The 26,718-nt window shown below is 40.7% G+C and carries 17 protein-coding genes; 5 read left to right on the top strand and 12 right to left on the bottom strand.

The genetic code is table 11. The features are described 5' to 3' along the window. The first annotated feature begins 110 nt into the window (after positions 1-110). The 4 genes from BIZ38_RS02150 to BIZ38_RS02135 all read left to right on the top strand — a co-directional run bounded on the left by BIZ38_RS02150 (position 111) and on the right by BIZ38_RS02135 (position 6,890). A complete protein-coding gene (locus tag BIZ38_RS02150; RefSeq protein WP_187489442.1) occupies positions 111-2,438 on the top strand; it encodes a TonB-dependent receptor in 2,328 nt (775 codons plus the stop codon). Positions 2,439-2,480: 42 nt separating this feature from the next. Then, positions 2,481-2,768, top strand: a complete 288-nt coding sequence (locus tag BIZ38_RS02145; protein ID WP_138618308.1) for a hypothetical protein — start codon at positions 2,481-2,483, stop codon at positions 2,766-2,768. Further along, the gene (locus BIZ38_RS02140) at positions 2,765-4,375 is read left to right on the top strand and encodes a PepSY-associated TM helix domain-containing protein (protein WP_187489441.1); all 1,611 of its coding nucleotides are present in this window, start codon (positions 2,765-2,767) and stop codon (positions 4,373-4,375) included. The genes BIZ38_RS02145 and BIZ38_RS02140 overlap by 4 nt, the downstream gene beginning before the upstream one ends. Before the next feature lie 436 nt (positions 4,376-4,811). Next, the gene (locus tag BIZ38_RS02135) at positions 4,812-6,890 is read left to right on the top strand and encodes a TonB-dependent siderophore receptor (protein WP_187489440.1); all 2,079 of its coding nucleotides are present in this window, start codon (positions 4,812-4,814) and stop codon (positions 6,888-6,890) included. A 41-nt stretch (positions 6,891-6,931) separates the two neighbouring features. Here BIZ38_RS02135 and BIZ38_RS02130 read toward each other — a convergent pair whose 3' ends face one another. Further along, a complete protein-coding gene (locus tag BIZ38_RS02130; RefSeq protein WP_138618302.1) occupies positions 6,932-7,576 on the bottom strand; it encodes an HAD family hydrolase in 645 nt (214 codons plus the stop codon). 255 nt (positions 7,577-7,831) lie between these two features. Here BIZ38_RS02130 and BIZ38_RS02125 point away from each other — a divergent pair, with 255 nt between their 5' ends. Then, positions 7,832-8,563, top strand: a complete 732-nt coding sequence (locus BIZ38_RS02125) for a FadR/GntR family transcriptional regulator (protein WP_054553975.1) — start codon at positions 7,832-7,834, stop codon at positions 8,561-8,563. 104 nt (positions 8,564-8,667) lie between these two features. Here BIZ38_RS02125 and BIZ38_RS02120 read toward each other — a convergent pair whose 3' ends face one another. From BIZ38_RS02120 to BIZ38_RS02070, 11 genes are all read right to left on the bottom strand, one after another. Then, positions 8,668-11,628, bottom strand: coding sequence for a TonB-dependent receptor (locus BIZ38_RS02120; protein WP_054553976.1), 2,961 nt, complete (start codon positions 11,626-11,628; stop codon positions 8,668-8,670). Between the two features lie 356 nt (positions 11,629-11,984). Further along, positions 11,985-14,996: a TonB-dependent receptor gene (locus tag BIZ38_RS02115; RefSeq protein ID WP_187489439.1), complete on the bottom strand. Its 3,012-nt coding sequence runs from the start codon at positions 14,994-14,996 to the stop codon at positions 11,985-11,987. A 53-nt stretch (positions 14,997-15,049) separates the two neighbouring features. Further along, the gene (locus BIZ38_RS02110; RefSeq protein ID WP_187489438.1) at positions 15,050-17,761 is read right to left on the bottom strand and encodes a poly(beta-D-mannuronate) lyase; all 2,712 of its coding nucleotides are present in this window, start codon (positions 17,759-17,761) and stop codon (positions 15,050-15,052) included. Positions 17,762-18,143: 382 nt separating this feature from the next. Beyond that, entirely contained in the window at positions 18,144-19,103 is a 960-nt protein-coding gene (locus tag BIZ38_RS02105; protein ID WP_187489437.1) for a polysaccharide lyase family 7 protein, read from the bottom strand. Positions 19,104-19,123: 20 nt separating this feature from the next. Beyond that, positions 19,124-20,089, bottom strand: coding sequence for a class 1 fructose-bisphosphatase (locus BIZ38_RS02100; protein WP_187489436.1), 966 nt, complete (start codon positions 20,087-20,089; stop codon positions 19,124-19,126). Then, positions 20,077-21,168, bottom strand: coding sequence for a class II fructose-bisphosphate aldolase (gene fbaA, locus BIZ38_RS02095; protein ID WP_187489435.1), 1,092 nt, complete (start codon positions 21,166-21,168; stop codon positions 20,077-20,079). Before fbaA ends, BIZ38_RS02100 begins: the two co-directional genes overlap by 13 nt. Positions 21,169-21,179: 11 nt before the next feature. After that, positions 21,180-21,800 (bottom strand): bifunctional 4-hydroxy-2-oxoglutarate aldolase/2-dehydro-3-deoxy-phosphogluconate aldolase, encoded by a 621-nt coding sequence (eda, locus tag BIZ38_RS02090; protein WP_138618290.1) that lies wholly within the window; start codon positions 21,798-21,800, stop codon positions 21,180-21,182. 73 nt (positions 21,801-21,873) lie between these two features. Further along, complete coding sequence (locus BIZ38_RS02085) at positions 21,874-22,800, bottom strand: sugar kinase (RefSeq protein WP_187489434.1); 927 nt, start codon at positions 22,798-22,800, stop codon at positions 21,874-21,876. A 57-nt stretch (positions 22,801-22,857) separates the two neighbouring features. Beyond that, positions 22,858-24,153 carry an MFS transporter gene (locus tag BIZ38_RS02080; protein WP_187489433.1) on the bottom strand — a complete coding sequence of 432 codons (1,296 nt, stop codon included), beginning with the start codon at positions 24,151-24,153 and terminating at the stop codon, positions 22,858-22,860. 1 nt (position 24,154) lies between these two features. After that, a complete protein-coding gene (locus BIZ38_RS02075) occupies positions 24,155-24,502 on the bottom strand; it encodes a cupin domain-containing protein (RefSeq protein ID WP_054553983.1) in 348 nt (115 codons plus the stop codon). Positions 24,503-24,513: 11 nt separating this feature from the next. Further along, positions 24,514-26,712, bottom strand: a complete 2,199-nt coding sequence (locus BIZ38_RS02070; protein ID WP_187489432.1) for a heparinase II/III family protein — start codon at positions 26,710-26,712, stop codon at positions 24,514-24,516. Positions 26,713-26,718: the final 6 nt, after the last annotated feature.

Here is a 26,718-nt window from a genome sequence, read left to right as displayed (position 1 = left end):
AAATGATAATTATTAGATATTTTACTCTACTTAAGACTTGTTAATCAAAAGCTCACCTATATAATGCAAATAAAAATAATTAACATTTGTAAAACCAATTGAAACCTGCAATGACCTCTCTAAAAAAAACGGCTCTCGCTATTGCCATAGCCAGCACTATTATTTCTCCGGCTGTGTCTGCGGATGACGCCAACATTGAAAAAATTGTTGTAAAAGGGCAAAAAATAGACCGAACCTTACAAGAAACACCAGCAAGTGTTGCCGTGATAACGAGTCAAACAGTAGAGCGTGAAAACTTAAATGATTTTTACGATGTATTAGCGCGAACACCTAATACATCAGGCACCGATGGTGCTGGGTTTAATATTCGTGGAATCGATGCATTTAATGTCACTGGCGGCGGCTCTGGTGGGCTAGCAAGTGTCTATATTGATGGTGCCCCTGTGCCTTATCGAATGATGCAACAAGGCGGCTTCTCAACATGGGATATTAGCCAAGTCGAGATATTACGAGGTCCGCAATCAACTTTGCAAGGGCGTAATTCTTTAGCAGGCGCAGTGGTAATGAAAACTCGTGGTGCTATGCATGAATTTGATTTTAAAGGTCGCTTAGGGGTTGGCGAGTATGGTACACAAGAGGCCGCTGTTGCTTTTGGTGGCAGCTTAATTGAAGACGAGTTAGCATTTCGTGTTAGCGCTGAAAAACGTGACTTTGATGGCTACAATACTAATGTTGCAACAGGCAAAGAATCTGACTTTGATAACAACGAATTTTATCGTGCGAAGCTGCGTTATACCCCCTCTGCATTACCTGAATTTGAAGCACAATTTAGTTTTATGCACAGCGAAAATGACAAAGGTATCGACTGGGTTATGGTTGAAAGTGGTCATCAAGACTACCCTATTAATGATATCTACAAAGACAGGTACGTATACTTAGATTCGCCGACTTATGAATGGACAGATACTGACTTATACATTTTAAACCTTGATTACGATCTTAATGATCAATGGTCATTTGCATCTATCACTACTTACTCTGACGCTGCCTATGGTTATGAGTGGGATGGTGATGCGAGTATGAATCCACCAAAATCGACTCTAACAGATGTAAGAAAAGACGAAACAAAAACACAAGAGCTGCGATTTACTTATGATGGCGATAAACTTTCTGGTTTGATTGGCTTCTATTATTCAGATCTTGATGTTTTTGATAGTAGTGGTGGTGAGCGAGGCATTACATTTGCAGATTTAGGTGTGCGTTCATTATTAACTGCACCGGCTGAATTCGGTGGTCTAGGTTTACCTGCAGCATTAGCTGATCAAGTACTGCAATTTTATGCCGCAGCAGATCCTGTTTTTATTGGCCAAAACTCTGATTACATTCAAAGAGTAAAAACTAAAGCATTGTTTGCTGATTTTACTTATGAAGTTAACGACAACTGGGATATATTTGCCGGACTTCGTTACGACAAAGAAGAGCAAACCAACGGTACAATTGCAGACATCTATATCACAGAGCAAACTCAAGCTGTACTGCCAAACCCAGAAGACTTCGCAACCAACCCTATGCTTGCCCAATTGGTAGCCGGTATTAACCAGCAGCTTTTTGCAATGGCAGATGGCGCATCAGGGGATGAGCCTGTAGAGGATGCTGACTTTGACTCATGGCTACCAAAGCTAGGGGCAACATACCGCTTCAATCAAGATATTTCTACAAGCTTCACAGTACAAAAAGGCTATCGCTCAGGCGGTGTCGGCACCAATGTATCAAAAGCGACACCATTTACTTTTGATCCTGAGTATACATGGAATTATGAACTTGCATTTCGCTCAGTCTGGTTAGATGAAAAGTTAGTAGTCAACGCCAATATTTTCTACCTTGATTGGACCGACCAACAAATTGCGGTTTATCTATCAGGTAATCAATACGATAGAGAAACTCGCAATGTCGGTAAATCATACGTTCAAGGCTTTGAAACAGAAATTAGTTATGAACTTACAAATAACCTTAACTTTTATGGTGGGTTAGGTTATTCAAAAACCAAAATTGATGAGTTTGTTACTGACGTCAATGGCTCAGACGAAGATTACCAAGGCCGTCCTTTCGCTGGGGCACCAGAGTGGACTGCACTTGTTGGCTTAGATTACTTTAACGAACAAGGTTTCGTTGCAAATATCAATGCAAGCTATACAGGAAGCTCACAACGCTTGTCGATTCCCAAAGAAACAAGTGACAGCATTTTTATTGATCCACGAAATGAAGCCTACTGGTTAGTAAATACGCGAGTTGGTTATCAATGGGATAATTATGGCGTTTATGCACTAATCGAGAATCTACTTGATGAACAATACGTTGCACTTGAACCAGCTGGTTTTAACAATCAAACATTAAGCTCACCAAGAACCGCGAGTATTCGTTTCGAAGTAAGCTTTTAATAAAATGCGGCGGCTAAGGCCGCCTTTTTGAGGGGCATAAAAATGACTAAAAACCACACCTTCTCTGCAACTAAGCGGCGCCATTTTATGGCTTGTTTACTTGCCTTGCTGACTGCGATTGTAATGATCCCAGGAATGACAACATACCTTCCATTTGCGATTGAAGAACAAATACTTATTCCAATAATGTTGTTTCCTTTAATTTGGACAGCCTTGTTTATCTATGCCTATATGGCTGAAAAAGCGTGGCACCCTTTTGCATTGATGGTATTTATTTTGATAAGTCATGGTGGTCTGAGCTACTTAGCATTGACTGGGGGGCAGTCATGAAATCAATCAGCTTGAAAAAACTTTTCTTAATGCATAGCTGGGGCGGTATAGTGACTGCCATCTTGCTGTTTATTGTTTGCTTCACTGGTGCGTTAGCAGTGTTAAGCCGCCCAGAACTAAAGATTTGGGCGAATCCAGAGCTACATCAACTCAGTACACTTCCAAGCGAAAAAATCACAGATATAATAAATACATACCATAAAACTGTACCGAAAGAGTTTGGCGAAAATATTCATGTGTATTTACCAACGGGGCACAATACACATTTACTAACCGTATTGTTTGAATCACACCATGGAGATGAAAACTACAGCGAAGCGGCTGCTTATGCTTATCAGTTTGATCCGCGTAATTATCAATTAGTGAATGAATACTATGGGGCAACGGGTTACTTTTACGAACACAGAAAAACAGATGCCCCATCATTTATCGGGCATTTTCATGCAGACCTACATTTAGGTAGACCTATAGGCTTAATTTTAACCGGATTCTTAGGGTTAACGTTGCTTGTTTCTACAGTGACTGGTTTATTTATACATCGACAATTTTTTAAGGAGCTATTCACATTTAGGCGCAAAAAACCGCTTGATGTCATTATTAACGATGGCCATAAAATTATGGGGATTTGGGGCAGCTTATTCCATGCAGTCATTGGTTTTACAGGTGCTTTTTTAGGGCTTGCTACCGTTATTTTGCTACCCGCAGCGGCATTTGTTAGCTTTGGCGGCGATCAAGAGAAATTGATTGAAAAGTTCACCGCCATTCCAGAACCCATTATCAGCGAACAATTTCAAGCCACAGATATAAATGCCATTTTGCTAGATGCACAAGTACGCTACCCAAAAGCAAAGATAATTGATCTCACTATAATGGCGCATAATGATGCAAATGCAGAAGTCTACATGCGACTAATTGGTGGTGAGCAAGTGGCTTCACAATTGTTGAAATACCATGGCTCTGGTGAGTTTGTAAAATCAATGAGCAGTTTTGGCGATATACCAGGGGCATCAATCAAAGTACTAGAGTTATTGTTTCCGCTTCATTTTGGTAATTTTGCAGGCTTGTTTGTTAAATTAGTTTGGGTATTGCTAGGGCTGAGCACTGCGTTGTTACCGCTATCAGGTATGATGATGTGGCTTGCCAAACGCAGTCGGGGCAATAACCCCACACTCAGTCAACAAGCGTATCAGCGCTGGAACAGAGTTATTATTGGTACTTGCGGTGGCCTTGTATTAGCGTGTGCTATTTTATTCCCTGCTCAAATACTATTAAATAACCTGGTCGATAGTACCTTGCATAACAAGGTATTTGCTCCATTATTCTTTTATAGCTGGTTAGTATGGTCTTTATTGGCTCTATTACCGTTGAACTATCAGCGCTTTTTACAAATCACGCTTATTGTCATTGGTGTAGCATGTTCGGCCATCTTACCTCTTAATCTAATACTTTCATCCAGTCACGCTTTTAGCGCAGCTAACCTGTTAGTGAGTGTCGTTGATATGAGCTTTTTTGTAATCGGCTTTACCGTGTTATATGGCGCTTTTTGTAAAGTGAATATTCAAGATATCTCTAAAACGAAAAAGTTAGAACAGGAGTTAACAGTATGAACTTACTTCTCCTTATTGCCGCAATAATATTACTTTTAGGTAGTAATTTACTGCTTAGAAGCACAATAAGAACCTATAACCTCTTATCACCGTGTTTACTAATTATTGCAACAATATTACTAACACTCATTTATGGTGTAGTTGCAGGTGTTTTCATCGCCATTGCAAGCTTCCTCCTGATAGGCCTATTAACTGCACTATGCCTTGGAAAGGCACAGTAAGTTTTAGTGAAGGCTGCGTAATAGCAGCCCTCACCCACCTTCCCAAAAAACGCAAAAATACCGCAAATAAATAATGATAATAGTTATCACTTGTGATACATTTTGCAAAATTATTATATTACAAATAAAAATATTATTTTAATTCGTATCGTAAGCAAAATGCCGTATTGAATACCAATTAAAATAATAAAAATCATAACCCCTTGGAGATCATAATGAAGTTCACCCAGTTGCCTGTAGCCGCAGCCATCGCTTATACACTTTACCCTCAAATCAGCTATGCAGAGCAAATAACTGAAACAGAAGCCAATGTCGAAAAAATCGAAATTGTTGGCATACGTCAGAACCGTATTAGTGAAGGCGCGACAGGTTTAGCGCTCGAAATTGATGAAACTCCGCAATCAATTAGTGTGATCTCTGCTGAGCAATTAAAAAATTACTCTGCTTTTAACGTCAATGATGCTTTACGCTTAGCACCTGGTATCAATGTTGAAGAATGGGAAACTAACCGTACTAACTATACATCACGTGGTTTTGAAATTAAGAATACACAAATCGATGGTGTTGGCTTACCGAATGACTGGGGTATTGTCACTGGCGCAATGGAAGCGTACGGCTATGAAAAAATTGAAGTTATTCGTGGTGCCAATGGCTTACTTACTGGTGTAGGTAATGCTTCGGGTACGCTTAACTATGTGCGCAAACGCCCTAAAAACGAAAACGGCGGCGAAATCGGTGTCTCTGTTGGCTCTTGGGATTTTAAACGTCTACAAGCTGACTATTCACTATTATTAACCGAATCAGGTAGTTGGGCTGCACGCTTTGTGGCTGCAGCTGAAGATAAAGAGTCATATCTCGATGGACTTGAAAACAACCGCGAGTTTTTCTCTGCGGTAGTAGATGGTCAGCTTACAGATAACTCAACGGTTACTGTGGGATATTCATATCAAGATGCAGACACCGATGGCAATACTTGGGGCGGCCTTGTTTATAACTACACAGATGGCACACAAGCTAAATGGGACGAAAGCGACACAACCACCCAAGAATGGACAATGTGGGACACCATTAACACCTCTGCATTTGTTGAATACAACTATGTTTTTGCAAACGCGTGGCAACTTCAAGCGAGCTACAACTTCCGTGGCTTTGAAGAGCAAGACAAACTATTTTATGCCAGCGGCAGCATTGATAAAGACACAAACCTTGGCCTAAGTGGTTGGCCGGGTCGTTACGACAGCGAAGTAGATGCTGATTTATTTGAAATCAAAGCATTTGGTGCCTTTGAATTGTTTGGTAAAGAGCACCAAGCAAGCTTTGGGGTAAGCCATGCAAAAAGTGATGATGTGATGTATCAACACCCGTTTGATTTTGCAAATACACCAGCTTATGGACCAACGCCTGCGTTCCCGTACGATTTAGATGCGATCCCAGAACCTGAATGGTTAACGCCGGTTCTGTATTCAGATATTGAACAAAAGCTAACCCGTTACTTTGGCTCTGCTCAGTTAAATATTACTGATAAATTATTTACCGTGGTTGGTTTTAACGCTATTGAATTTGAACGCTCAGGTATGAATGCCGGTGCATCAATCGATAATGACGAAAGCGAGACAAGCCCATATGTCGGTTTTACCTATAAGTTAAACGACGATTTAAACCTATATGCCAGTTACTCAGATATTTATCAGCCGCAAGAACAAGCTGATTACAACGGCCAATACTTAGCACCTACCAAAGGCACTAACTTTGAAACCGGTGTTAAGGCTTCTTGGTTTGATGATGCTCTAATGACAACATTTGCTTATTTTACTGCTGAGCAAGATAACTTTGCGCAATACGCAGGCCTGACTGAAGATGGTATTTATTACTATGAAGGCGTGTCTATCGAGTCAGAAGGCTATGAGTTTGAAGTTACAGGTAAAATCACCGATGCTGTGAATATCGTTGCATCTTATACGCATATTGATGTTACAGATGAAAATGGTGATGACACTAATAAATGGGCACCTCGCGATGTTGTCGGTGTAACAGTGGATTATGCACTAACAGATGCAGTGGTGGTTGGTTTAAATGGCCGCTGGCAATCTAAAATCGAAAGCACTGATTACAATGTTAAGCAAGGTAGTTACGCGCTGCTAAACGCCTTCGCACGTTGGAATATTAATGACCAAGTTGCAGTACAGGCTAACGTTAATAATATTACTGATGAGCAGTACATCAATAGCTTGCAAACTGTAGGTTATTATGGCGCACCAACAAACGGTAGCCTCACCCTGACTTATAAGTTTTAAACCTTATTTAGAACAGTGTCGTCTTCGTAGGCGACACTTATCTATCTGTCAGTCAAACTATAGTTGTTAAAGCTATCAATACACGGGACTAACTCCGCAAGATTATGCTTTTGATTATAGTTGTGCAGAAAGCCTATTACTTCACAGCCACTTGCTTGTGCTGCAATTACTCCAGACCTAGAATCTTCAAAAATAATGGCTTGTTTACTGGTTATAGCTAATTTTTTTAATGCGAGTTGATACGCTTCTGGGTGAGGCTTTAAATTTGTCACTTGTTCATTAGTAATTATCACATCAAAAACATCCTCTAAATTTATTAATGATAAAACAGTATCGACCATCCACTGCGACGCTGAGGTTACTAAAGCACATTTTTTTTCATTTTTCTTAACATCGTTTAAGAGCCTTTTAGCTCCATTATTTAATTTTAGCTCTGCTCTCAATAACGTTTTGTAGTTTTTTTCAAAGCACGGGTTGAAGCTTTCTGGTACTTTGCTAATTTTTGCGTGGCTAAAAATATATTCAAGTACAGCTTGCCAACTTTGCCCCATTACTTCTTTATATATTTCAGCTTTGATTTTTACGTTAAATTCTAAGCATGTCATTGCTAAAGCTTTTGCTTTAAGCGGCTCAGAATTAACCAATGTGCCATCCATATCAAAAAGATACCCTTCATAGTTTTGCATTGATTGCTCCGGTTTTATTATTGCCAATTATTAAAATTTAGAATCAGTTTGTGTATTGAAAAGTCCACTACCTATAAGCACTTTCAGTTATTTATAAAAGCAAATTGACAAGATTAGCTTAGGTATGTAATTTACCAATTATAATTATTGTTTTACCAGAAAACTTACCAATTAATAAGCGTTCTTCGCATTAGTTATCTAAGACTCAAAATCGTTTTTATAGTTATGACTAATTTGAAGATCGGGAGAGATATAATGAAAAGACGGAGACGTTTTTGGACCGTTGTTGATAAATTAGAGTCTCAGATAGATCGTGGGATCTACCCTGTAGGGAGTCGCTTACCTGCAGAACGCGAATTAGCCGACACTCATCAAGTAAGCCGACCAACAATACGTGAAGCAATTATCGCGTTAGAAGTTCGTGGCCGTGTAGAAGTTAAAACTGGCTCTGGTGTATTTGTTACCGATAACTGCAAAGTAGAGACTGTAGATCAACCAATCAGTGCATTTGAGCTAACCCAAGCTCGTGCTTTGGTTGAAGCTGAAGCAGCAGCATTAGCAGCTGCGACAATTCAAGAACCAGAACTTGCTGCGCTAAAGCAAAGTTTAGAAGATATGAAAGTGCCCGATATGGCAATTGAAGCTGATCAGCGTTTTCATGAAATTATTGCTAAATCGACTCGAAATAATGCCATTGTGATGTCTATTCAGAACTTATGGAAATTAAGACGTTCTGAGCCACAAATAATCGCTGCCTATGAAGATGTTTGTTCGCAAAGTGATGAGCAACGCCTTCAAGAGCACACAAGTATTTACGAGGCAATTGCGAATAAGGATTCATCTGCGGCTCGTAAAGCAATGCACAACCACTTTAATCGTTTAATTAACTCACTATTTGCGGCAAGTGAAAAGAAAGCACTTGAAGAGATCAGAAGAAAAACGAATGAGACTCGTGGTTTGTATTCGATCTCACATTTAACTCAATAAAGATAAGCAAAACTTTAAGGCGGATTCTTAAAAAGTTTCAAACACCCCTAATTAAATATAAAAAAAGCAAGCTACTCAGCTTGCTTTTTTTCTAAATCGAACTGTTAGAATTTATAACTTACCCCAAATGTAATACGGCGGTCAGTTAAACCTTGATAACAAAGTAAAGCCCCTTCATTGACACATGATTGGCTAACTTCTGACTCAGTTAAATTCACTGCTTCAACAGCTAAATTAAGTTGTTCTGTCACATCATAGCTAACACTCGCATTTAATTGTCCACGATCTTCTTGAACAACCGGGAAACCCCACGGATAGCTTGATGTACTACCAAAGTCTTCTGAACGATAACCTTCACGCCACGTGTAGCGGGCACGAGCTGAAAACCCATATTTTTCATAATATAAAGTAAAATTATACGCGTTTTCAGAAAGATCAATTAATGGCTGCTTAGCAGAAACGGTAATATCTTCAATACCCGTTGTTAATGCGAAAATGGCATTAGCTCTACTCGTAGCCGTATCTATAGCCTCTCCTCCAGAAGACTTTTGATAGGTATAGTTAGCCATGACGCCAAAGCCTGAAGCCCAACCTAAATCATTCTCAAACTCTGACAAGTCATATTGAAATGCCAGTTCTACACCTTGCTGAGTTCGCGTATCTGAATCATTAATCGTAGTTTGTGTTGGCACACAAAGCCCAACCCCTGGTTCCGGGCCAAATACATTAATATCGGCGATCGGATTAAAAGTACCACCTTCTTCACAAACAGGTCCTGTGGTATCACGGTAGCCTGTAGCTGGGTCTTCATAAGGGTCAACTTGTCGAGTTACATGTAAATCTTTTCGTTTTTTATGAAAGTAGCCAACACTCACTAATGCTGAAGGGGCAAAATACCACTCAGTAGAGATGTCAAACGAAGTTACTTCCTCTGGCTCAAGACCAGGGTTGCCAATTGACACCGCGCTGTTCGGACTTGTGCTATATGAAACTGAAGTCGATAGGTCATCGTAATCTGGACGACGAATATCCTTTGACCACCCTAAACGAACAATCACATCCTCAGAGACATTCGCGCTTAGGTTAAGGCGCGGTAAAATAAAATCATAATCTGCTTCAGAAACAATTTGCGATACTACTTGGTTCCCTTCATCATCGACAGTGACAGAATTACCTACAGAGGTAATATCTGTCTGTAAATATCGAACACCGATATTGCCTCTAAACATTTCGTACTCAAAATTAGCTTGTGCATACAAAGCATGAGTAACTTCTTCAATATCAAAAAACGCACTTACTTGTGAAGTTGGCGAGCTGATTGGTGCGCGATCAGAACCGGTAATGGCATTATTAGCCGCAATTGCATCATTTAAAACGCTTAATACGTAGTCTGGATTTGAACCTGCTAATTCAGGGTTAATAAGTAAAAAATCTTTAATGTATAGCTTGCGGCCATCTGCAGCATTAAAATTATCTGGGCCAGCAACTAAAAGTTCTGCGAATAGGTCACCCGATGGGCTGTCAGCCATTTTACGAAGACCAACATTGTTGCGAATTTGGTCTGAAGTACTTGTAGATTTGTTGTAACGATAACCAAAGTCAACTGATGTAACGATACCGTCGAGGTAATAAACAAAATCAGTGCGAAATGCATCTTCTTGATTTTCAGTTGTGTCACGACCTTGGTTTACATCGCGTAAGACGACATTTGCAGGGTCAAGTAACTGTGAGCTGGTTGGCGCATTCGCTTCACTTTGGGCAATACCAAAGGATAAAGCACCACCACTTAAGTCATACTCAAAGGGGGTTCCATTTTCATTAGAGTCATTTGTAGCAACATTCGGGTTAATAAAATTCAATGTTGTATTGAAACTTGGAGTCGTTGAATCTGAACGAGATGTAGATGCTTCAACGCTAACAAATAGATCATCTCCTTGCCACTGGCCGCCTAAACGGAAAATCTGACTATCAGTTTGACGTGAGTTTGTATCACTTGAGAATCGAAGATTTGGATCTGCTCCGCCATCTTCTACTGGAATAACACCCTTTAGAGCAGCCTCAATACTACCAAGGTCTTGACCGTCTAAGGTGCCAAAATGAATCGTTTCAAATTCCGTTGGAACAGATACATTCCTAAGATCACTGACACCAGAAGCCTGAACACGAGAGCTTTCTTGACGGCGATCTTGATCATTTACAACAGCATCAAAGAAAAATTTAGTACTATCATTTGGCGCCCATTCAAGTGTACCTGCAAAGTTTACGGTTTCAGACTCGTAATTATCGTAATCTTGGATCAAGAACTGAATTGGTAGAAAGTCAAATGATTGAGCGCTTTGAGCTCCACTCTCGGCAGCTACAGAGTTATCTCTATCTGCACGAGGTCTAAAAGCCGTGACATCCTGCTCCGCATAACTTGCACTAAAAACAGCACCAAACTCACCACCAGAAGATAGTTCCCAATTATCGCCCCATGATGCTGAGACTCTAGGCTTCATACCATCGGTAGATAAACTACTATCTTCACCTTGAACACGAATTGCAGCAAGTGTTTCATTGAGTTGTAGAGGGCGAATTGTACGTAGATTAATTGTTCCACCTACTGAGCCTTCGATGGTCTTCGCCTCCGGTGACTTAATAACTTCAACAGCAGAAATCATTGAGGCAGACACATCTTCAAAGCTAATGCCCGTGCGACCTGAACCTGAGCCAACAGTAGATACACCATTTATCTCTGTTCTATTAGCATTAGTTCCCCTAATTTGAACACCTGTACCAACACCTGCTTGGCGAGTAATTTGAACACCAGTAACATTTTCTAGTACTTCAGCTAAGTTCTGATCTGGTAATTTACCTATGTCTACGGCTTGAATGACTTCAACTAAACTGTCCGCTGAGCGCTTTTCCGCTAGTGCGTTAGTAAGTGACTGTCTAATTCCTGAGACTTCAATCACTTCAAATTCTTCTTCCGTTTTTGTTTGACTTGGTTCTTGCTGCGCAAATGCAACATTGAGTGTACTTGCTGAGAGTATCGCTAACGTAATACTAGAGAGTGTGTGTTTCATAGTGTTTCCTGTGTATTCAAACGCATGATGTAAATAATTGTTGTTGTAAAATTGCTAACTGCCCCACAAAAGGTTAACCAAATAATTACACTCACTACAAAAAAGATCAACCTTTTGGTAATAACTTTATTTAAAAAAACCACAACATAGTTATTACCAATAAATATAGAAGAAGCCCAAAAAAAACAAACCCAATTAAAACAATTACTTAAAAAGAAAACAACACATTTACAGACACACTCGCCAACTACTCAAACATTAAGCCAACATTTATAAACACAATAAAATTGGTTAACCAATTGGTTTTAAGCAAAAAAAAGAGCGGCTATCCGCTCTTTTGACTCTCACAAAATCAGTTAATACTTAAATGTTACTCCTGCAAATAAGCGAGGACCATAATCATTTACTTCACCAAGATTTCCTTGAGTATAGAAATCTTGCGATTTAGGCGCACCGAATAAATTGATTGCTTCAACTTTAACTTTTACATGTTTATTTACTTTATATGAAGCACGCATCTCCCAAGTACCCACAGCATCTACGTAACGTAAACGTGTACCGTTTGATGTATATGGTTGAAAATATTCACTGCGATATTTATAAATGATAGCGGTATCTAAATCACCAATCTGGTAATACACTTGGCTACTAAATACATGCTCAGAAAACCCTGGCACAGATCCCGGCGGCACAATCCCTTGTGTTAATTGCGTTGTGTTACCTTCAACATCGGTAATAAAGGTATCACCATAGTTACTGTCTTCAAACTCAAAGTCAGTATCTGCGTAGTTGTAGCCTACTTTAATTCCTATGCCGCTGTCCCAACGATAAGTAATAGATGTTTCTAAGCCATACAAATCGCTTTTATCACTAGTTGTTACTGAGTTGGTGACTGGTAAACTAAAGCGCTCACCATCAATAATAAACTCTTCAAGAACGGTTTGCTGTTGAAAGCCTCCCTGAAATTGCTTGTAGTAAAAACCAAATGCAAATATCGCATCTTCATTTGGGTACCACTCAATTGCTGCATCATAGTTCCATGACATCAACGGTTGTAAATTAGGATTTCCCGAACCATTAACACCTATTATTAAATCTGATAATGAGGTTGGTGCGTCATCATCATCAGTTTGGAATGTACGGCTATATCCCATGTCTGAGGGATCGGCACGGGACATCCCACGGTAAATGCCACCACGAATTAAAATATCTTCGTTATAGTCAACAACTAGATTAAAGCTAGGCAGTAGTTCTGTATAACCGCCTCCTCCAGATACCTGCTCTAAGGCATCACCCGATGCAAGGGTTAAGGTACCATCTGGGTTAGTAACAATTTCAAACTCATTTCTAAATCCTAACGATGTTACGTCAGTATCAACAAACCGAACACCCACATTACCGCGAATAAACTTACCAAACATTTCAGTATCATAATTTGCCATCAGATACGCTGAGGTCGTTTTTTCGGTTACATCTTTGGTGCCTGCATTGATGTACTCAACTTCGGGGTAAGCATAGTCGTCTCCTGCAAGTGCCTGAGCAAAACACACATTATCATAGGTTGCCCAAGATGAGCCGCTAGCAATTGCATTACCGTCACTATCCAGCAGAGTAATTAAATCACCATCTGAAACACCCGATAAAAAGCCTGATTCAGGGAAAGCAATTTGACAACTTTCAAGAATATCAATTGCAGATTGCTCCGAAGAAAGCGTAAATTCACTTCTTGAACCATTACCTTGGTTACCACCAAATTGGATAAAGTTCATTTCAGAGGCTCTAACTCCCCCCTGAATACCTGTAAAAGCGCTGTCATTCAGGGTGTAATCAAAGTCAAAACGTGCTGCAACCACTTCATTTTTTCGTACATTTTCACGATCCATTCGTGAGCGTAAGCTGTCTGTAAAGTTTGCGATATCAGTAACATCAAAGTCCGTTATGCTAAAATGCGGAATGTGCTCACCCATATCCCAAGAGAAAAAAGGTCGGCTTGAAGTACGGCCTCGGTTAGAGATCTGTAGCTCCTCACGTTGTGTTTGTGAGTACGACACATCAAATTTTAGGGTTAATCTATCGGTGGCATAGTGCTCTACATTAATGCCATAGCCTTGGTAGTTTTCTTCACGAGAAAATTGCTCCCCAGCAGACTCAATACGCTCCTCACCTTGCCAATGTAAAATGCCACCAACATTATTTGTGATCAACGAAGGCCCTGTAACTCCGGGCGTGGCACGTTTTTGTAAAAAAATAAGATCATGGCGAGCCTCAGCCTGAATACGATCAGATATCTGAGCATCAAAATTTATATCCCATGTTGACGATGGCTGAAATTGCAACGCTAAGAAGAACGCATCACGTTCATCTGATGTTTCGTTTTGTCTAAAACTACGACTACTTCCGGTCCAGGCATAGGGTGTTCCTGCACTTATTGCATTGCCTGTTTCTGGGTCAATCTGCGTATTATAACCTTGGTTTTTACTGCCACTAACCTGATCCTCACAATCACCGGCTTCGCCGCGATAAAAGCCTTCATTGGTATTATTAGGATCATTCAAACATGCCCATAAAGATGATCCTGTAGGACTAGAACTACGGTATTCGCCCTCAGGTTGGCTAATATCTTGACGCTGTAGCCCAAAAGACACCCCTAACGCTTGACCACCATCAAATTCAAACTGATCCACATAACTAAATGTGCCTCTAAAACCAACATCACTTTGCAGTGAATTATCAACATTACTTTCGTCAGGGTTATAGTTTACTTTTACCTCACCCTGCAGGCGCTGCTTACCAAAATCCAGAGGCTGTACTGTTTCTAGGGCAATTACACCAGCAACTCCGCCCTCAATCATTGAGGCATCTTGGGTTTTATAAATAGCCACTTTCTTGACTAATTCAGATGGAAACTGAGAAAAGTTAACCGAGCGGTCGCCACTGCCATTAGTTGCTTCTCGGCCATTGATATGCGTGGCACTTAGAAAGGGGCCAAGGCCACGAATGGTGATCTCTGTAGCTCCGCCATTTTCTCGGTGCGATGCTGCGCCAGTAATTGATTCAAGCGCTTCACCAATCGAAAGTGCTGGTAAATCGCCAATATCTTCAGCAGATAAACCATCTACAACAGTGGTTGCTTCACGTTTAATTGAAATTTGGTTTTGAATAGTTTTACGCGAGCCAGTCACGCTAATAATTTCAATCCCAGCTTCCTCTTCAGCCTGCTCTTGTTGTTGTGCTTGTTGAGCATACGCTGAGAACGTAAAGGTACCAGCAACCCCAACTAGCAAGGTTGATTTAACCAACCGTGCCACAGGGTTTAGCAATAAATGCATGTGTTTTAAATTTTTATTGTGTTCATTATTCAACGACATGGTTATTCTCCATTAGTTTTTAGACTGCTTGTCGCTTTAAGTTTGTTGTCAATTTATTGTTGTTCTGCTTGCCACGTTGAGCCTGCGCCTACATCTTCTTCTTTAATCAGGTACAGTCCTTTTGCACCAGCAAGCGCTTGTGCTCCACTTACATCAGTTTCAAGTAAGCCATTGTCAGCAGTCACAAATTCAGGAACTTCTTTTGAGTTTGCAGCAGGGTCTTGATCAATAGCCCCATCGGCATCAAAATCTCCGTTGCCATTGAGTTTTCTTATATCTACCCAGTAATCATCTTCGGCATCACCTGAAGCGTAACTGTCACTAAAGCCAAAGCTATTAGAGAACACAGATTGGGTGTGATTAATTAAATCGCAGTCATACTCAAAGGAATGATCACTGCTGCTAGCATCAAAAGGTAAAAATAGCCCTTGTGTTTCTTGGTTGTCATTCAGGCCATTGGCGATTAAATTGCCATCAAAAGTAATCTTGAAGAAGTTTTTCGTTAACCCATACAACACTGGGGCATTGTCGGCTGTGAGTTCGTCGCAATCACCTACGGGGGCTTTAGAGCCTATTTCAGTGCTAAATACAATCGGTTGTATCGAGTTTAAAACCGTATTATTTGATACATCTAGGGTAAAATCACCAGCGCTATCAAGCACCGCTTGGTTGCCAGCGTTAGGCACGCCACCTGAGGCCTGTGAAAACGGGTTTGCGGTAAAAACTATACCACCAGTTTCTTTACCGTCGGCACGGATACCTGCAATGTAGTTATTAGTCACTGAGTGCCCTAAAGGTGTTATAAGTACGCCACTGGGCCTATCGTTACTTTGTGCAATATCTGATTTGCGGATAATTACGTTATTACTTACTGTATTGAAGCCACCGTCTTCTAACGATATAGCACCATTTGGATTGATAATGGTATTGCCGTTGATACTAGCGCCTGAGGTTTGTACCCGCATAACACGGCGCCCTGTCACAAAGTCATCGATTCGATTATATTGAACTTTAAAGTTACTTAACTGCGCAGCATCTTCACCAGTGCTGCTGCCCACATTAATAACCATTAAGCTTGAATCTAAACTTGCGTTAGCCGCACTATTATTAAATAAGTTATATTGTATGATGTGATTTGTACTTGATGATGCCAGCTTAACAACAGCGCCTTTTTCAGCATTGTTACGGTTTGCAAAGGTGTTGCGCTCAATTAGTGCGTTGTTTCCTTTGACCACCAGCCAGTGGTAGGTTTCGTTATTTAAATCAGTCTGATCGCCATCCATAACATTATGTGAAAAAACAAAGTTATCCGCTTCTGAATAAATAACTGCTTGCTCTTGCGAATCACAGTACGACCCTGCTAGCGTGTCGAGATCTTTAAATGTCAGGCCTGATAATTGTAGGCCATCAACATCACTGGCAACATGAATACATACATCACCGCTGATCACTGGAGTTTGCTGTTCAACCGCACGAATTGTAACCTCTGAGGTTAGCAAAATTTCAGCTAAGTCAGCGTAGATACCGGAGTTTAAACCAATAACTGAGCCATCAACTGGGGCATTCAGTGCGGCACTTAACGCCGCTTTGTCACTCACCACCTGTGAATAAACAATAGAATCAAGCGCTGTTGATACTTGCCCTGCAAATCCATCATTATCAGTATAAGTGGCAGAAACAGAAATAATAGCGCCTGCGTAGTCTGTTGGAGTGAACGTTTTTGCTGTTGCATCTGCAATGACTTCGCCATCGTGATACCAGCTATAGCTAACATTTGCCTCATCAATGCCATTATTATCAGCGATTTCGGCACTAAGCGTAACATCAGCAAGATAAGGAGCGGTGCCAATAATAGCGATACTGCCAGCTTGATCTACCGCTACTTCTGATACCTCGATGGTGGCCTCAGAAAGATTATCTTCACTAAAACCATGATCATCGGTATACATCACTTGAACAGTGAATGACTTTCCAAGGTGAGATTGGTTGACCGTAATGCTAGGTTGTGTTGCCTCAGTAATTACTTCTGAGTTTAAAAACCACTGGTAACTAATTTCACCAGAAATACCATCTGCATCTGTCACCTCAGCGCTGAGCACATTACCGACAGTTGGCGCTCCAACTATACTCACCACGCCTTGTTCATTAACACGTTGAACAGCTTGTGTCGGTGCTGATATTGCTGTTTCATCAAAACCTTGGTTATCTTCAAAGTTTGCTCTAACAGTAATCACTTTACCAAATTGTTGCTCGGTAAGTAAAAGGCTAGACAATAGCTCGTTTTCAATTACAACCCCATCAGCTTGCCATTCAAAAATAACAGTTTCAGGATCAAAACCGTTATCATCTGTAACAGTGGCCATCAGTGTCGAACCTATAAATGCATCACCGCTAATCGTGACTAATGATGGATATGCAAGCGCTGCCACGTTAGCTGTTTTATCTGTAATATGTGATTCGTTCACACCGCCATTGTCGATATATTTAGCTTGTGCTGACAATTGCATGCCTATTTGCTGTTGTGTGATCAGCAACGACTCACCATTTTCACCTTCAATGAGTTGATCATCTGCATACCAGTAATAACTTACATTACTTGAGATACCATCAGGATCACTCACTGAAACTTGTAAAGTTTGCCCAACAACTGCTGAGCCAGACAGCACTACTGAGCCGATATTATTATTATTCTTATTCTCATCACCTGCATTACAGCCAACTAATGCGGCTGCAACCGAACAAAGTGTAAAGTGTCGTAAGTTCATGATGATATCATTCTCCTTGGGAGGAATTTGGCATCGCGTGTTCTTTATTACCAAAAACCAACATTGTTGTTACCAAAAAAATAACAAACTGCAATAATTGTTAACCATTTTTAGTATATAAACACAGCAAAAAAAATTTTACCACCACATTTAGAAAGAATGACAAAATAAAACTTACCAAACACTAGAAATTGGTAATAACAAAAAGCTTTTAAAACTTACCAAAACTTAAGTTTTTAACTATTTTTATAAACAAGGAGACACAGCAGTCATCTAGCAAACACGACATGTGATGACTTTGGAAGAAATTTAGAACATAGCAATAACGTAGGCTCCAGCTAGTTTAGAGCCTACAATTTGTATAAGATTAAGAGTAGATAAATTAATGCAAGTTAGCTAAGTGATAAAAAGAGGCTTGTACAAAATCTTTTGAGTTTCCTGTGTTATTTTGGTTATAAACACCCGCTTTAAAATACATATATTGGTTATTTTTGTTATAACCACTGTCATTCATGTCCAAGTGTTTTGTTATTACAGGTTTACCTTCGCGGATCAAGGTAACAAATAACACGCTATTTTCGACCGTAATTTTATAGCTAAATTTCTCATTCAGCTTAATTCCACCTTCAGGATCATCAAGGGTATGTGAACGTGAGCCTATAAGATTTACCCAAACATCATCGCCACCATTAATTTCATGTGCAAAATACACCGATCCTCGCTCATTATTTGGCAACTTGCGGTAATACAAGCGGATCGGCTCATCATCAGTGGCATGGATCTGGCCGATAATAACGCGACCAACCTTTTTAATATCGCCCGTTGTTGATACACGATTAACCGCAAGCGTGGCCTCTAAGCTGCCCTCAATAGCCCCAGCTTCTCGCTTTACAGAGCCATGAGCAGAGCTAAACACCCAGTTATTTTTAGTTATTCCTTTTGTTTTTATACGGGTATTGCCTTGCCTAAGCATTTCACGAAGCTCAGTACGCGCATATTTAGTATTTTTAGAAGTTTTTGCCCCTTGGTTAGGGCAGGCAAACACCATTGCGCCATCTTGCGCGGTATAAAATAACGGAGCAAGTACAAAACCGTCACTGAGTGCTGACTCTAACACGGTGTCGGCTTTTTTATCTTTATTTAAATCTGTGGGTAAGGTTAAGTACCAATCGCGTAAGTCAAAATTATCACTGGGAGGTTTAGTCGGATCTAACTTGCTAAAATCACCTAATAACACTCCTGAGACTAATTGCAGATGAGATTGTGGAATACTCACCTGTGCAAACAATGTGAAACTGGCGAAACTTGCCCCTAATGCTAATCCGCGAATGAGTCCTAACATAACCTACTCTCTAAATTAGTTTATTCAAAAACAGTCTGATTAAACCCTTTTACTTGCTCAGGTGAGCCAATAATAACGGGTACTCGTTGATGTAAATTAGTTGGCATTATCGACATAATTCTCTGCCCTTGAGTAGTGGCTTGTCCCTGTGCATTTTCAATTAACATTGCCAATGGGTTTGCCTCATAAAGTAGTCGTATTTTACCATTCTCATTACCCACTCGGCGATCTGCTGGGTACATAAAAACGCCACCTCGCGTTAAAATCCGGTGTACATCTCCTACCATGGCTGCATTCCAACGCATAGCACTTTTGTCAAATTGCTCATCAGCGTATAGAAGCTGGTCAAAGTAATGCTGTACCGTAGCATGCCAATAGCGATAATTAGCCATGTTTACAGCAAACTCATTACGTGTATTTGCAACCTGCATCTGCTGTTTTGTTAGCAAAAAGCCTCCATGGGTTAAATCCAAGGTATAGCAGCGAGTTGGTCCGCCCGTACTCATAACCAATAACGTCGATGCTCCATATAAAACATAACCTGCGCATATCTGACTTTCACCAACCTGTAAGAATTGCTCATCGCTATCAAAGGGAACATCATCACGTTTGCGATAAATAGTAAAAATAGTGCCAATTTGGCCATTAACATCAATATTTGAAGAGCCATCAAGGGGGTCAAAAGCAACGATATAGTGGCCTTTAGCGTTACCAGCTACGGCATGATCTTCTTCTTCAGATGCAATAGCCGCAACCGATGCTTCTTCAAGTAACATGTCTTTAAGTAATTGGTTTGCGATTACATCGAGCTTCTTTTGCACCTCACCTTGGATATTTTCATCCAAGGTGGAGCCAAGTACCCCTGCCAACTCTCCCTGACTCACGCGAAAAGCAATTTCTTTACATGCCGCTAAAATAGTTCTGATCAGCATGATCAGCTCAGTCTCGACAGCATCTTTTTTTAATACGGGGATCAATCGTTGCATGGTAAGTACCTATTGATACAATTTAAATCACTAAAACACTGCAATAACCGCGCTGTCATTGCTTGCTCGCCTTGGTACAACCAAACTCTTGGATCATAATACTTTTTGTTTGGTTTATCGTCGCCGTCTGGATTGCCAATTTGACCTTGCAGATAGGCACTATGTTGGCGGTAATAATTTAACACCCCATCCCAACATGCCCATTGTGTATCAGTATCGATATTCATCTTTACCACACCATAGCCTAGCGACTCAGTAATTTTTGCTGGTTCTGAACCGCTACCGCCATGAAACACAAAGTTCAAACTGTTATGTGGCAAATTAAATTTCTTGGCTACAAACTGCTGAGATTGTTTTAAGATAAGCGGGGTCAATACTACATTACCCGGTTTATACACGCCGTGCACATTGCCAAACGAGGCGGCAATTATAAAATTAGGACTAATTTTACTGAGTCTTTCATAGGCATAAGCAACATCTTCTGGTTGGGTGTAAAGCGCTGAACTATCAAGGTGACTATTATCAACCCCATCTTCTTCGCCCCCAGTACAGCCCAGCTCGATTTCAAGTGTCATTCCTATTTTTGCCATACGAACTAAGTAACGTTCACATGTTTCGATATTTTCCTCTAAGGACTGTTCAGATAAATCAATCATATGAGAGCTAAACAAAGGTTTGCCCGTTTTTGCAAAGTAACGTTCTCCCTCATCTAGTAAGCCATCTATCCAAGGTAGTAATGATTTTGCGGCATGATCTGTGTGCAACATAACTGGCACACCATAATGCGCTGCAACACCATGCACATAGTGCGCGGCACTGACAGCACCTACAACCGCAGCATGTTGCGGTTCCAAGCCACAGTCTTTACCACAGAAAAATTGTGCGCCCCCATTTGATAACTGAATAATAACCGGAGACTGCACCTTTTTTGCAGCTGCCAGTGTTGCATTGATTGATGATGTCCCCACCACATTCACTGCCGGTAAGGCATAGTGGTTCTCTCTAGCATCATCGTATAGTTTTGCAACATCCCTACCAACAACCACCCCTGCTTTAACAGCTGTATCTAACAACGACATTTCAGCCTCCGTTATGCTTTATTCGCTGCAATACATGCATCGGTAATCGCTTGCCAGTTTTGTTGCTCAACCCATTGTTGTTTAGCGACCCACGTGCCTCCTACTGCAATTACATTATCTAATGCTAAATATTCATCTTTATTATGCTCATTCACGCCACCTGTTGGGCAAAAGCGAACATCTTGGAACACACTCGACACAGCTTTTAAAAACGCCGGCCCTCCTGATAAAGAAGCTGGAAATAGCTTTTGCTCAGTAAAGCCGGCCTCTAATGCCAGTAAAATGTCTGCTGTATTAGACACACCGGGAACAACCGGTAAACCACAGTTTTTTAGCGCTTGAAGTAAGTTTGCTGACACAGCAGGTGTAACAATAAAATCTGCACCTGCTTTAATTGCTTGCTGTAGGATACCTTCGTTGATAACCGTCCCTGCACCAACCGTGAGTTGGGGCAATTGTTGTTTTATCGCTGAAATAGTCGCTAATGAAGCCTTCGTTCTAAGTACAACTTCAACCAGCCCTAGCCCTGCATCAGCCATTGCTTTGGCTATTTTTACCCCTTGTTCAGGTGTCTCAGCTTGAATAAGAGGCAGCAGTGTTTGCCCTGACATCAGTTCAGAAAAGCGGATCATGTTCGTTCTCTCTTTAAATTAATTGGTAAAGATCAAGTTGCTGCTAACGAGCAGTTAAAAGGTAGTTTTGAAATTAAGTACTCTGCATGGCCTTCACAAAGTGTTCTTTTGGTGTAATTGCTCCTGGCTGCTGGATCACCACAGCAGCGGCTTTTGCAGCAAGCTGTACAGCTTTATGTTCATCCATACCTGCCATTCTGGCACCTAGGTAAGCACCATTAAATGCATCGCCTGCTGATGTGGTGTCGACAACATGCGTAACTGGTGTAATTTGATGCTCAAACAATTGACCATTTATTTTTGTAAAGACAGAGCTTGGGCCATTTTTAACAACGACTTCTGCGATATTAAATTGCGCTAAATAGTCCATAACGGCTTGTGCGCTATGAAGCTCATAAAGTGTCGTTAAATCTTCAATACCTGGTAGACAAATATCAGCTAGTTCGAATGCAATAGTGTATTGCCCTTTAGTTTCTTGCTCACTCTGCCACAACCGAGCACGATAATTGGGATCAAAAACAATTTTAACGCCCGCTTTTTTTATCCGCTGCACGATTTGCCAAAATAAATCTCGGCTTGCTGGTTCAATGACAGCCAATGAAATACCCGAGATAAACAGCATATCTGCACTGGCTAATTCTTCTTCAACACTTGGGTTAAAAAAATCCACCACTTTACGGGCTGCTGAGTCATGTCGCCAGTAGGTAAAACTGCGCTCCCCTTGCTCATCAGTTTCAATGTAGTAAATACCGGGTACTTTATTAGCATGTGTGAAGACAAGCTGTGTCGCTAGGCCTTCTTCGACAAATCGCTGCCGCATTTTAATACTGAGCGCATCCGTACCGATAGCACTTACAACCCCACATTCAAGTGAGCTAAAACAACGCTTTAAATACACCGCTGAATTATAAACATCGCCAGCAAATGATTGATTTAGCGTGCTATCTGAAATAGCTTTTAACTCAACCATGCATTCACCCAAAAAGAAGATTTTTTTCATTATTTTATCCTGTAATTAAAAAGGCTTTTTAGAGAATCTAAAAAGCCTTTATTTGGGTTACTTTTTACTGCTTAGTGGTTCAATTTTTGGGATCAATAGCCAAACAGCCAACATCGCAATAATCGCAAGCGATGCGCCAATCACAAATGCAGGTGTGTAATTACCGCCGGCAGTTAAGTAAGGCACCAATGACGTTAGACCTACAGCACCTAGTTTTGCAGCCATACCAGAAATACCCGATAAGGTGCCGACTGCTTTTTTCCCTAATAAGTCACTCGGTAGCGTTTGCACATTACCAATCGCTGTTTGAAAACCGAATAAAATCACAGCCATAATCAATACAGCTACTACGGGCGCGCCTGGGTTTGCCATGGCAATTAAGGCTGGCAACATAATTAAGCAGCCTAATGTAATGGTGAGCTTACGTGTTTTATCCGTGCTCCATCCGGCTTTTAAACGGTTTTGCGCAAGTAAACCACCAAACCATGCACCAAACATAGCGCCTACATAAGGCACCCAACCATAAATTCCAATTGACTTAACATCCATGCCATAGACTTCATTGAGGTAAATTGGGATCCAAAAAACAAACAACCACCAAATAGGGTCAATTGCTGCTGATGCAATGATAACGCCCCAGCTTTGTTTACGACTTAAAAGCTCAGTCGTGCTTGGGTTGTATTCTTCATCATTGGCGTTTTCGGCTGTAGACTGACGTTGGCCGGTTAAGATGTATTGCTTTTCTTCTTCGCTGATCCATGGGTGAGAGCCTGGTGGAGCTTTCACTAGAATAAGCCAAGGCACTAGCCATAAAAAGCCCATAACACCTACCACAACAAACACCATTTGCCAGCTAAAGTAGACAGTTAAATAAGCAATAAGAGGGATTGCAATAATGCCGCCAATTGCAGCTCCAGAGTTAAAAAATCCTTGTGCTAAGGCACGTTCTTTAGTTGGAAACCATTCAGCATTGCCTTTTGCAGCTCCCGGCCAATTCCCAGCTTCTGCAACGCCTAAAATAGCGCGAAAAAGACTTAAGCTCATTACTCCTTGGGCAAATGCATGAGCCACGGTTGCTAGCGACCACACCCCTATTGATAAAACAAAACCAAAGCGCGTACCAACCCAATCAAAAATTTTGCCAAAAATTGCTTGCCCAAATGCATAAGCAAATACAAAAACAATCGAAATATTGGCATAAATTTGCTTTCGCTCTAAAGCTGATTCATCAGGAAACAGTTCTTCAACAATATCAGGCCATAGCACACTAAGCGCTTGTCTATCGATATAATTGATAATAGTTGCCAGTGCTATTAGAGCAATTACCCACCAGCGTAAACCTTGAAGTTTCATATTATTCATCCTCTAAAAAGTCTTCACGAGCTGGGCTAAAGGTATCAATTAAAATACCACCCGTTGGGCAAGTTGCACCGTGATCTGCAAAAGGAGGAATAAAACAGCTATCACCTGCTTTTAATACTTTGGTAACACCATCAATATTAAAATGAAATTCACCTTCAACAACATAAGTAACTTGTGAATGACGGTGAGCATGGTTATAGCCAATAGCACCTTGTGCAAACCAAATTTTAACGGCCATTAGTTCTTCGTTATAACCAAGCATTTGACGTTTTAGGCCATTCCCTAGGTCTTCAACTTCAGCGTCGCTTGCAAATGTAAAATGTTCACTTTGTTTAGTCATGGCAACTATTCCTAAATGTTGGTCATCAAATAAACGCCTAAGTGGCCGTCTAATGAATATGATTGATTTTTATATTTAAATGATCTTTTACTAGCGCCTTTGTTGTTATTAATGGCAATTAAATAAGGCTTATCTGCCACAGTTAACTCAATAAGCGTAAGCTCCCCCTGTTGTGTGTGTGACAAGGCAGATAATCGGCTTTGTGCAACGAGGGTATATTCTTTGCTCGGGTTATATTCACCATGAGGCTCTAGTATTGAAATAAATTGATGCCTATTTACACCTTTCACTCGGCGGATAAAACCATGTTCATTACGTAGATTGAAATTAGGATCGTTTGCACCAACTTGCGTGAATAAAAACGACTCTTCGCCATTCACTAAGCTTGATAAAGTATAAAAGCGGCCATTTTCATTTAACCATGTGACCTTAGCTAACCCCTTCTCAGGACGAGCTTGCGCTCTTAACCAAAGATGTTGATAACCATTCTTTTTACCCAGCGCCGTCATCTGTTGACTCTGTGTATTTAAATCAAAATTACTATCGATAAATTGCCCTTTATAATGCAAAGGCAAATCTAGTTGGTGAGGTTGTGATGCATTGACACTGTATAAATCAATAGCAATAGTACTACCTAGTTCTTTAAGTTCGACCAAAGCAAGCGTTCTCTCAAGCTCAACCCCTTCGTAAGCTGTATTTATTTGACCACTCGATACACTGCCGTATTCCGAGGTTTCAAAGAAATTTAGCGTTGGGGCATGTTTGTTTCCTTGCTTTACATCTGAATTAAAATGACTGATTTCGTCCACAACGACTGTATTATGCGCTACGGTTTGTTTTGCATAGCTGTTATTTTCCGGTAAGTAACGACCCCCAAATTTGGCTTCAACATTTAAAAAACGCGCAGCACCATAATCAGAAACAATTTCTTGTCCCTTGTCATAAAACTGCCAGGTTAACTTATCGAAGTGGCCATGCCCTAATCCCTGAGAAGCAGGTTTAAAGAGTAATGCCTGTTCGCCATTGGGTTTGCTGCGCATGATCACAAGCGCCCCTTCATCTCCTTGGCTGCCATCTCCAAATGCGACGGACCTGAACTGATAGGGTGTTGCTAATCCTTCATCTAACGCATTTGCAACCTCTAAACCATCTCCCGAAAGAATAATTTGCCCTTGTTGTTGAGCAATATCTAAGTAGCCTGTATCACCCGTTAAACCGTAAGCAACCGTCACACCATGCACAAGTTCAATGGTGTCGATCCCTTTGCTCTTAATTGCATCATTAATCGGAAAAAACAAACCGTTATAGCTTAGTTGAATTGTAGTATCTATGGCTTTTAGCAAAATGCCATCACGATAGTGTGCAATTTTTCGCTCAGGTTCGTTATGTGCAATAGCTTGGGCAAACGTAACAAAAGGGAGTAACGCAAAGCGCTGGTAATAGGGGCCTTCGTTATAATACCCCTGAGGTGAAAAAAGCATATCAAGCTGCTTTAAGAAGCCGCCTTTACCAGATTTATCTAAATCATACAGAGCCTTTTCAACCCACTGTGGCTCATCTAACACGTAGCCTGCCATGCCAACTCCAGCTGTAGCCCAAGTGCCGTGATTATGTACTTTATTAAAAGTAGAAGGCTGTCCTTGTGATAAAAAGAGTGCCACAGGTCTTAATAGCTTATGCTCAATGTCATTAATGTCTTGATCTGTTAGTGTCTCAACGACCAAATCATAAGCTTGAATTGTGTATACCAACCACATGGCTTCATTTAAGCTTTGCCAAAATAATTTTCCTGGATTTTGCGACTTAACTTTACGTTTGGGGTGCACATCTAACGTTGGATAGAGTGCGGCATATTCAAGTAACATATCGCGCACAAAATCGGCATATTTTTGCTCTTGGCTTAACTGGTAAATTATGCCAGCGCCATACATAAGCTGATAATTCTTTTTATGACGCTCATGGCTATAACCACCGCCACCATCTTTAGGTAACGGCACAACAATACCAAAAGCAAGTTGCTGATCTACTTGTTGCTTTAGCTCAAGATACCGATCATTAAAGCGACCCGATTGGTTAAGCGCACTGCGCATCTTCTCAACATCAGATTGGGTGATTACTAAATTTGGGTGCGTCGCAAAAGCACTGCATGTGGTAATAGCCAGAGCAGTTACCGCTATTTTTAAGCCTGTGTAAAAATTAAATATTTTCATGCTTGC

Origin of the sequence: Pseudoalteromonas sp. BZK2 (genome assembly GCF_014349195.1) — a bacterium.
GTDB classification, from domain to species: Bacteria; Pseudomonadota; Gammaproteobacteria; order Enterobacterales; family Alteromonadaceae; genus Pseudoalteromonas; species Pseudoalteromonas simplex.
Note: the sequence above shows the minus strand (reverse complement) of the source record. Positions and strands in the feature narration are given on the sequence as shown.

What these genes read in the sequence shown, in the direction of transcription:
- BIZ38_RS02150 (WP_187489442.1), top strand. Translation starts at nt 111, where the DNA reads ATGACCTCTCTAAAAAAAACGGCTCTCGCTATTGCCATAGCCAGCACT.
- BIZ38_RS02145 (WP_138618308.1), top strand. Translation starts at nt 2,481, where the DNA reads ATGACTAAAAACCACACCTTCTCTGCAACTAAGCGGCGCCATTTTATG.
- BIZ38_RS02140 (WP_187489441.1), top strand. Translation starts at nt 2,765, where the DNA reads ATGAAATCAATCAGCTTGAAAAAACTTTTCTTAATGCATAGCTGGGGC.
- BIZ38_RS02135 (WP_187489440.1), top strand. Translation starts at nt 4,812, where the DNA reads ATGAAGTTCACCCAGTTGCCTGTAGCCGCAGCCATCGCTTATACACTT.
- BIZ38_RS02130 (WP_138618302.1), bottom strand. Translation starts at nt 7,576, where the DNA reads ATGCAAAACTATGAAGGGTATCTTTTTGATATGGATGGCACATTGGTT.
- BIZ38_RS02125 (WP_054553975.1), top strand. Translation starts at nt 7,832, where the DNA reads ATGAAAAGACGGAGACGTTTTTGGACCGTTGTTGATAAATTAGAGTCT.
- BIZ38_RS02120 (WP_054553976.1), bottom strand. Translation starts at nt 11,628, where the DNA reads ATGAAACACACACTCTCTAGTATTACGTTAGCGATACTCTCAGCAAGT.
- BIZ38_RS02115 (WP_187489439.1), bottom strand. Translation starts at nt 14,996, where the DNA reads ATGTCGTTGAATAATGAACACAATAAAAATTTAAAACACATGCATTTA.
- BIZ38_RS02110 (WP_187489438.1), bottom strand. Translation starts at nt 17,761, where the DNA reads ATGAACTTACGACACTTTACACTTTGTTCGGTTGCAGCCGCATTAGTT.
- BIZ38_RS02105 (WP_187489437.1), bottom strand. Translation starts at nt 19,103, where the DNA reads ATGTTAGGACTCATTCGCGGATTAGCATTAGGGGCAAGTTTCGCCAGT.
- BIZ38_RS02100 (WP_187489436.1), bottom strand. Translation starts at nt 20,089, where the DNA reads ATGCAACGATTGATCCCCGTATTAAAAAAAGATGCTGTCGAGACTGAG.
- fbaA (WP_187489435.1), bottom strand. Translation starts at nt 21,168, where the DNA reads ATGTCGTTGTTAGATACAGCTGTTAAAGCAGGGGTGGTTGTTGGTAGG.
- eda (WP_138618290.1), bottom strand. Translation starts at nt 21,800, where the DNA reads ATGATCCGCTTTTCTGAACTGATGTCAGGGCAAACACTGCTGCCTCTT.
- BIZ38_RS02085 (WP_187489434.1), bottom strand. Translation starts at nt 22,800, where the DNA reads ATGAAAAAAATCTTCTTTTTGGGTGAATGCATGGTTGAGTTAAAAGCT.
- BIZ38_RS02080 (WP_187489433.1), bottom strand. Translation starts at nt 24,153, where the DNA reads ATGAAACTTCAAGGTTTACGCTGGTGGGTAATTGCTCTAATAGCACTG.
- BIZ38_RS02075 (WP_054553983.1), bottom strand. Translation starts at nt 24,502, where the DNA reads ATGACTAAACAAAGTGAACATTTTACATTTGCAAGCGACGCTGAAGTT.
- BIZ38_RS02070 (WP_187489432.1), bottom strand. Translation starts at nt 26,712, where the DNA reads ATGAAAATATTTAATTTTTACACAGGCTTAAAAATAGCGGTAACTGCT.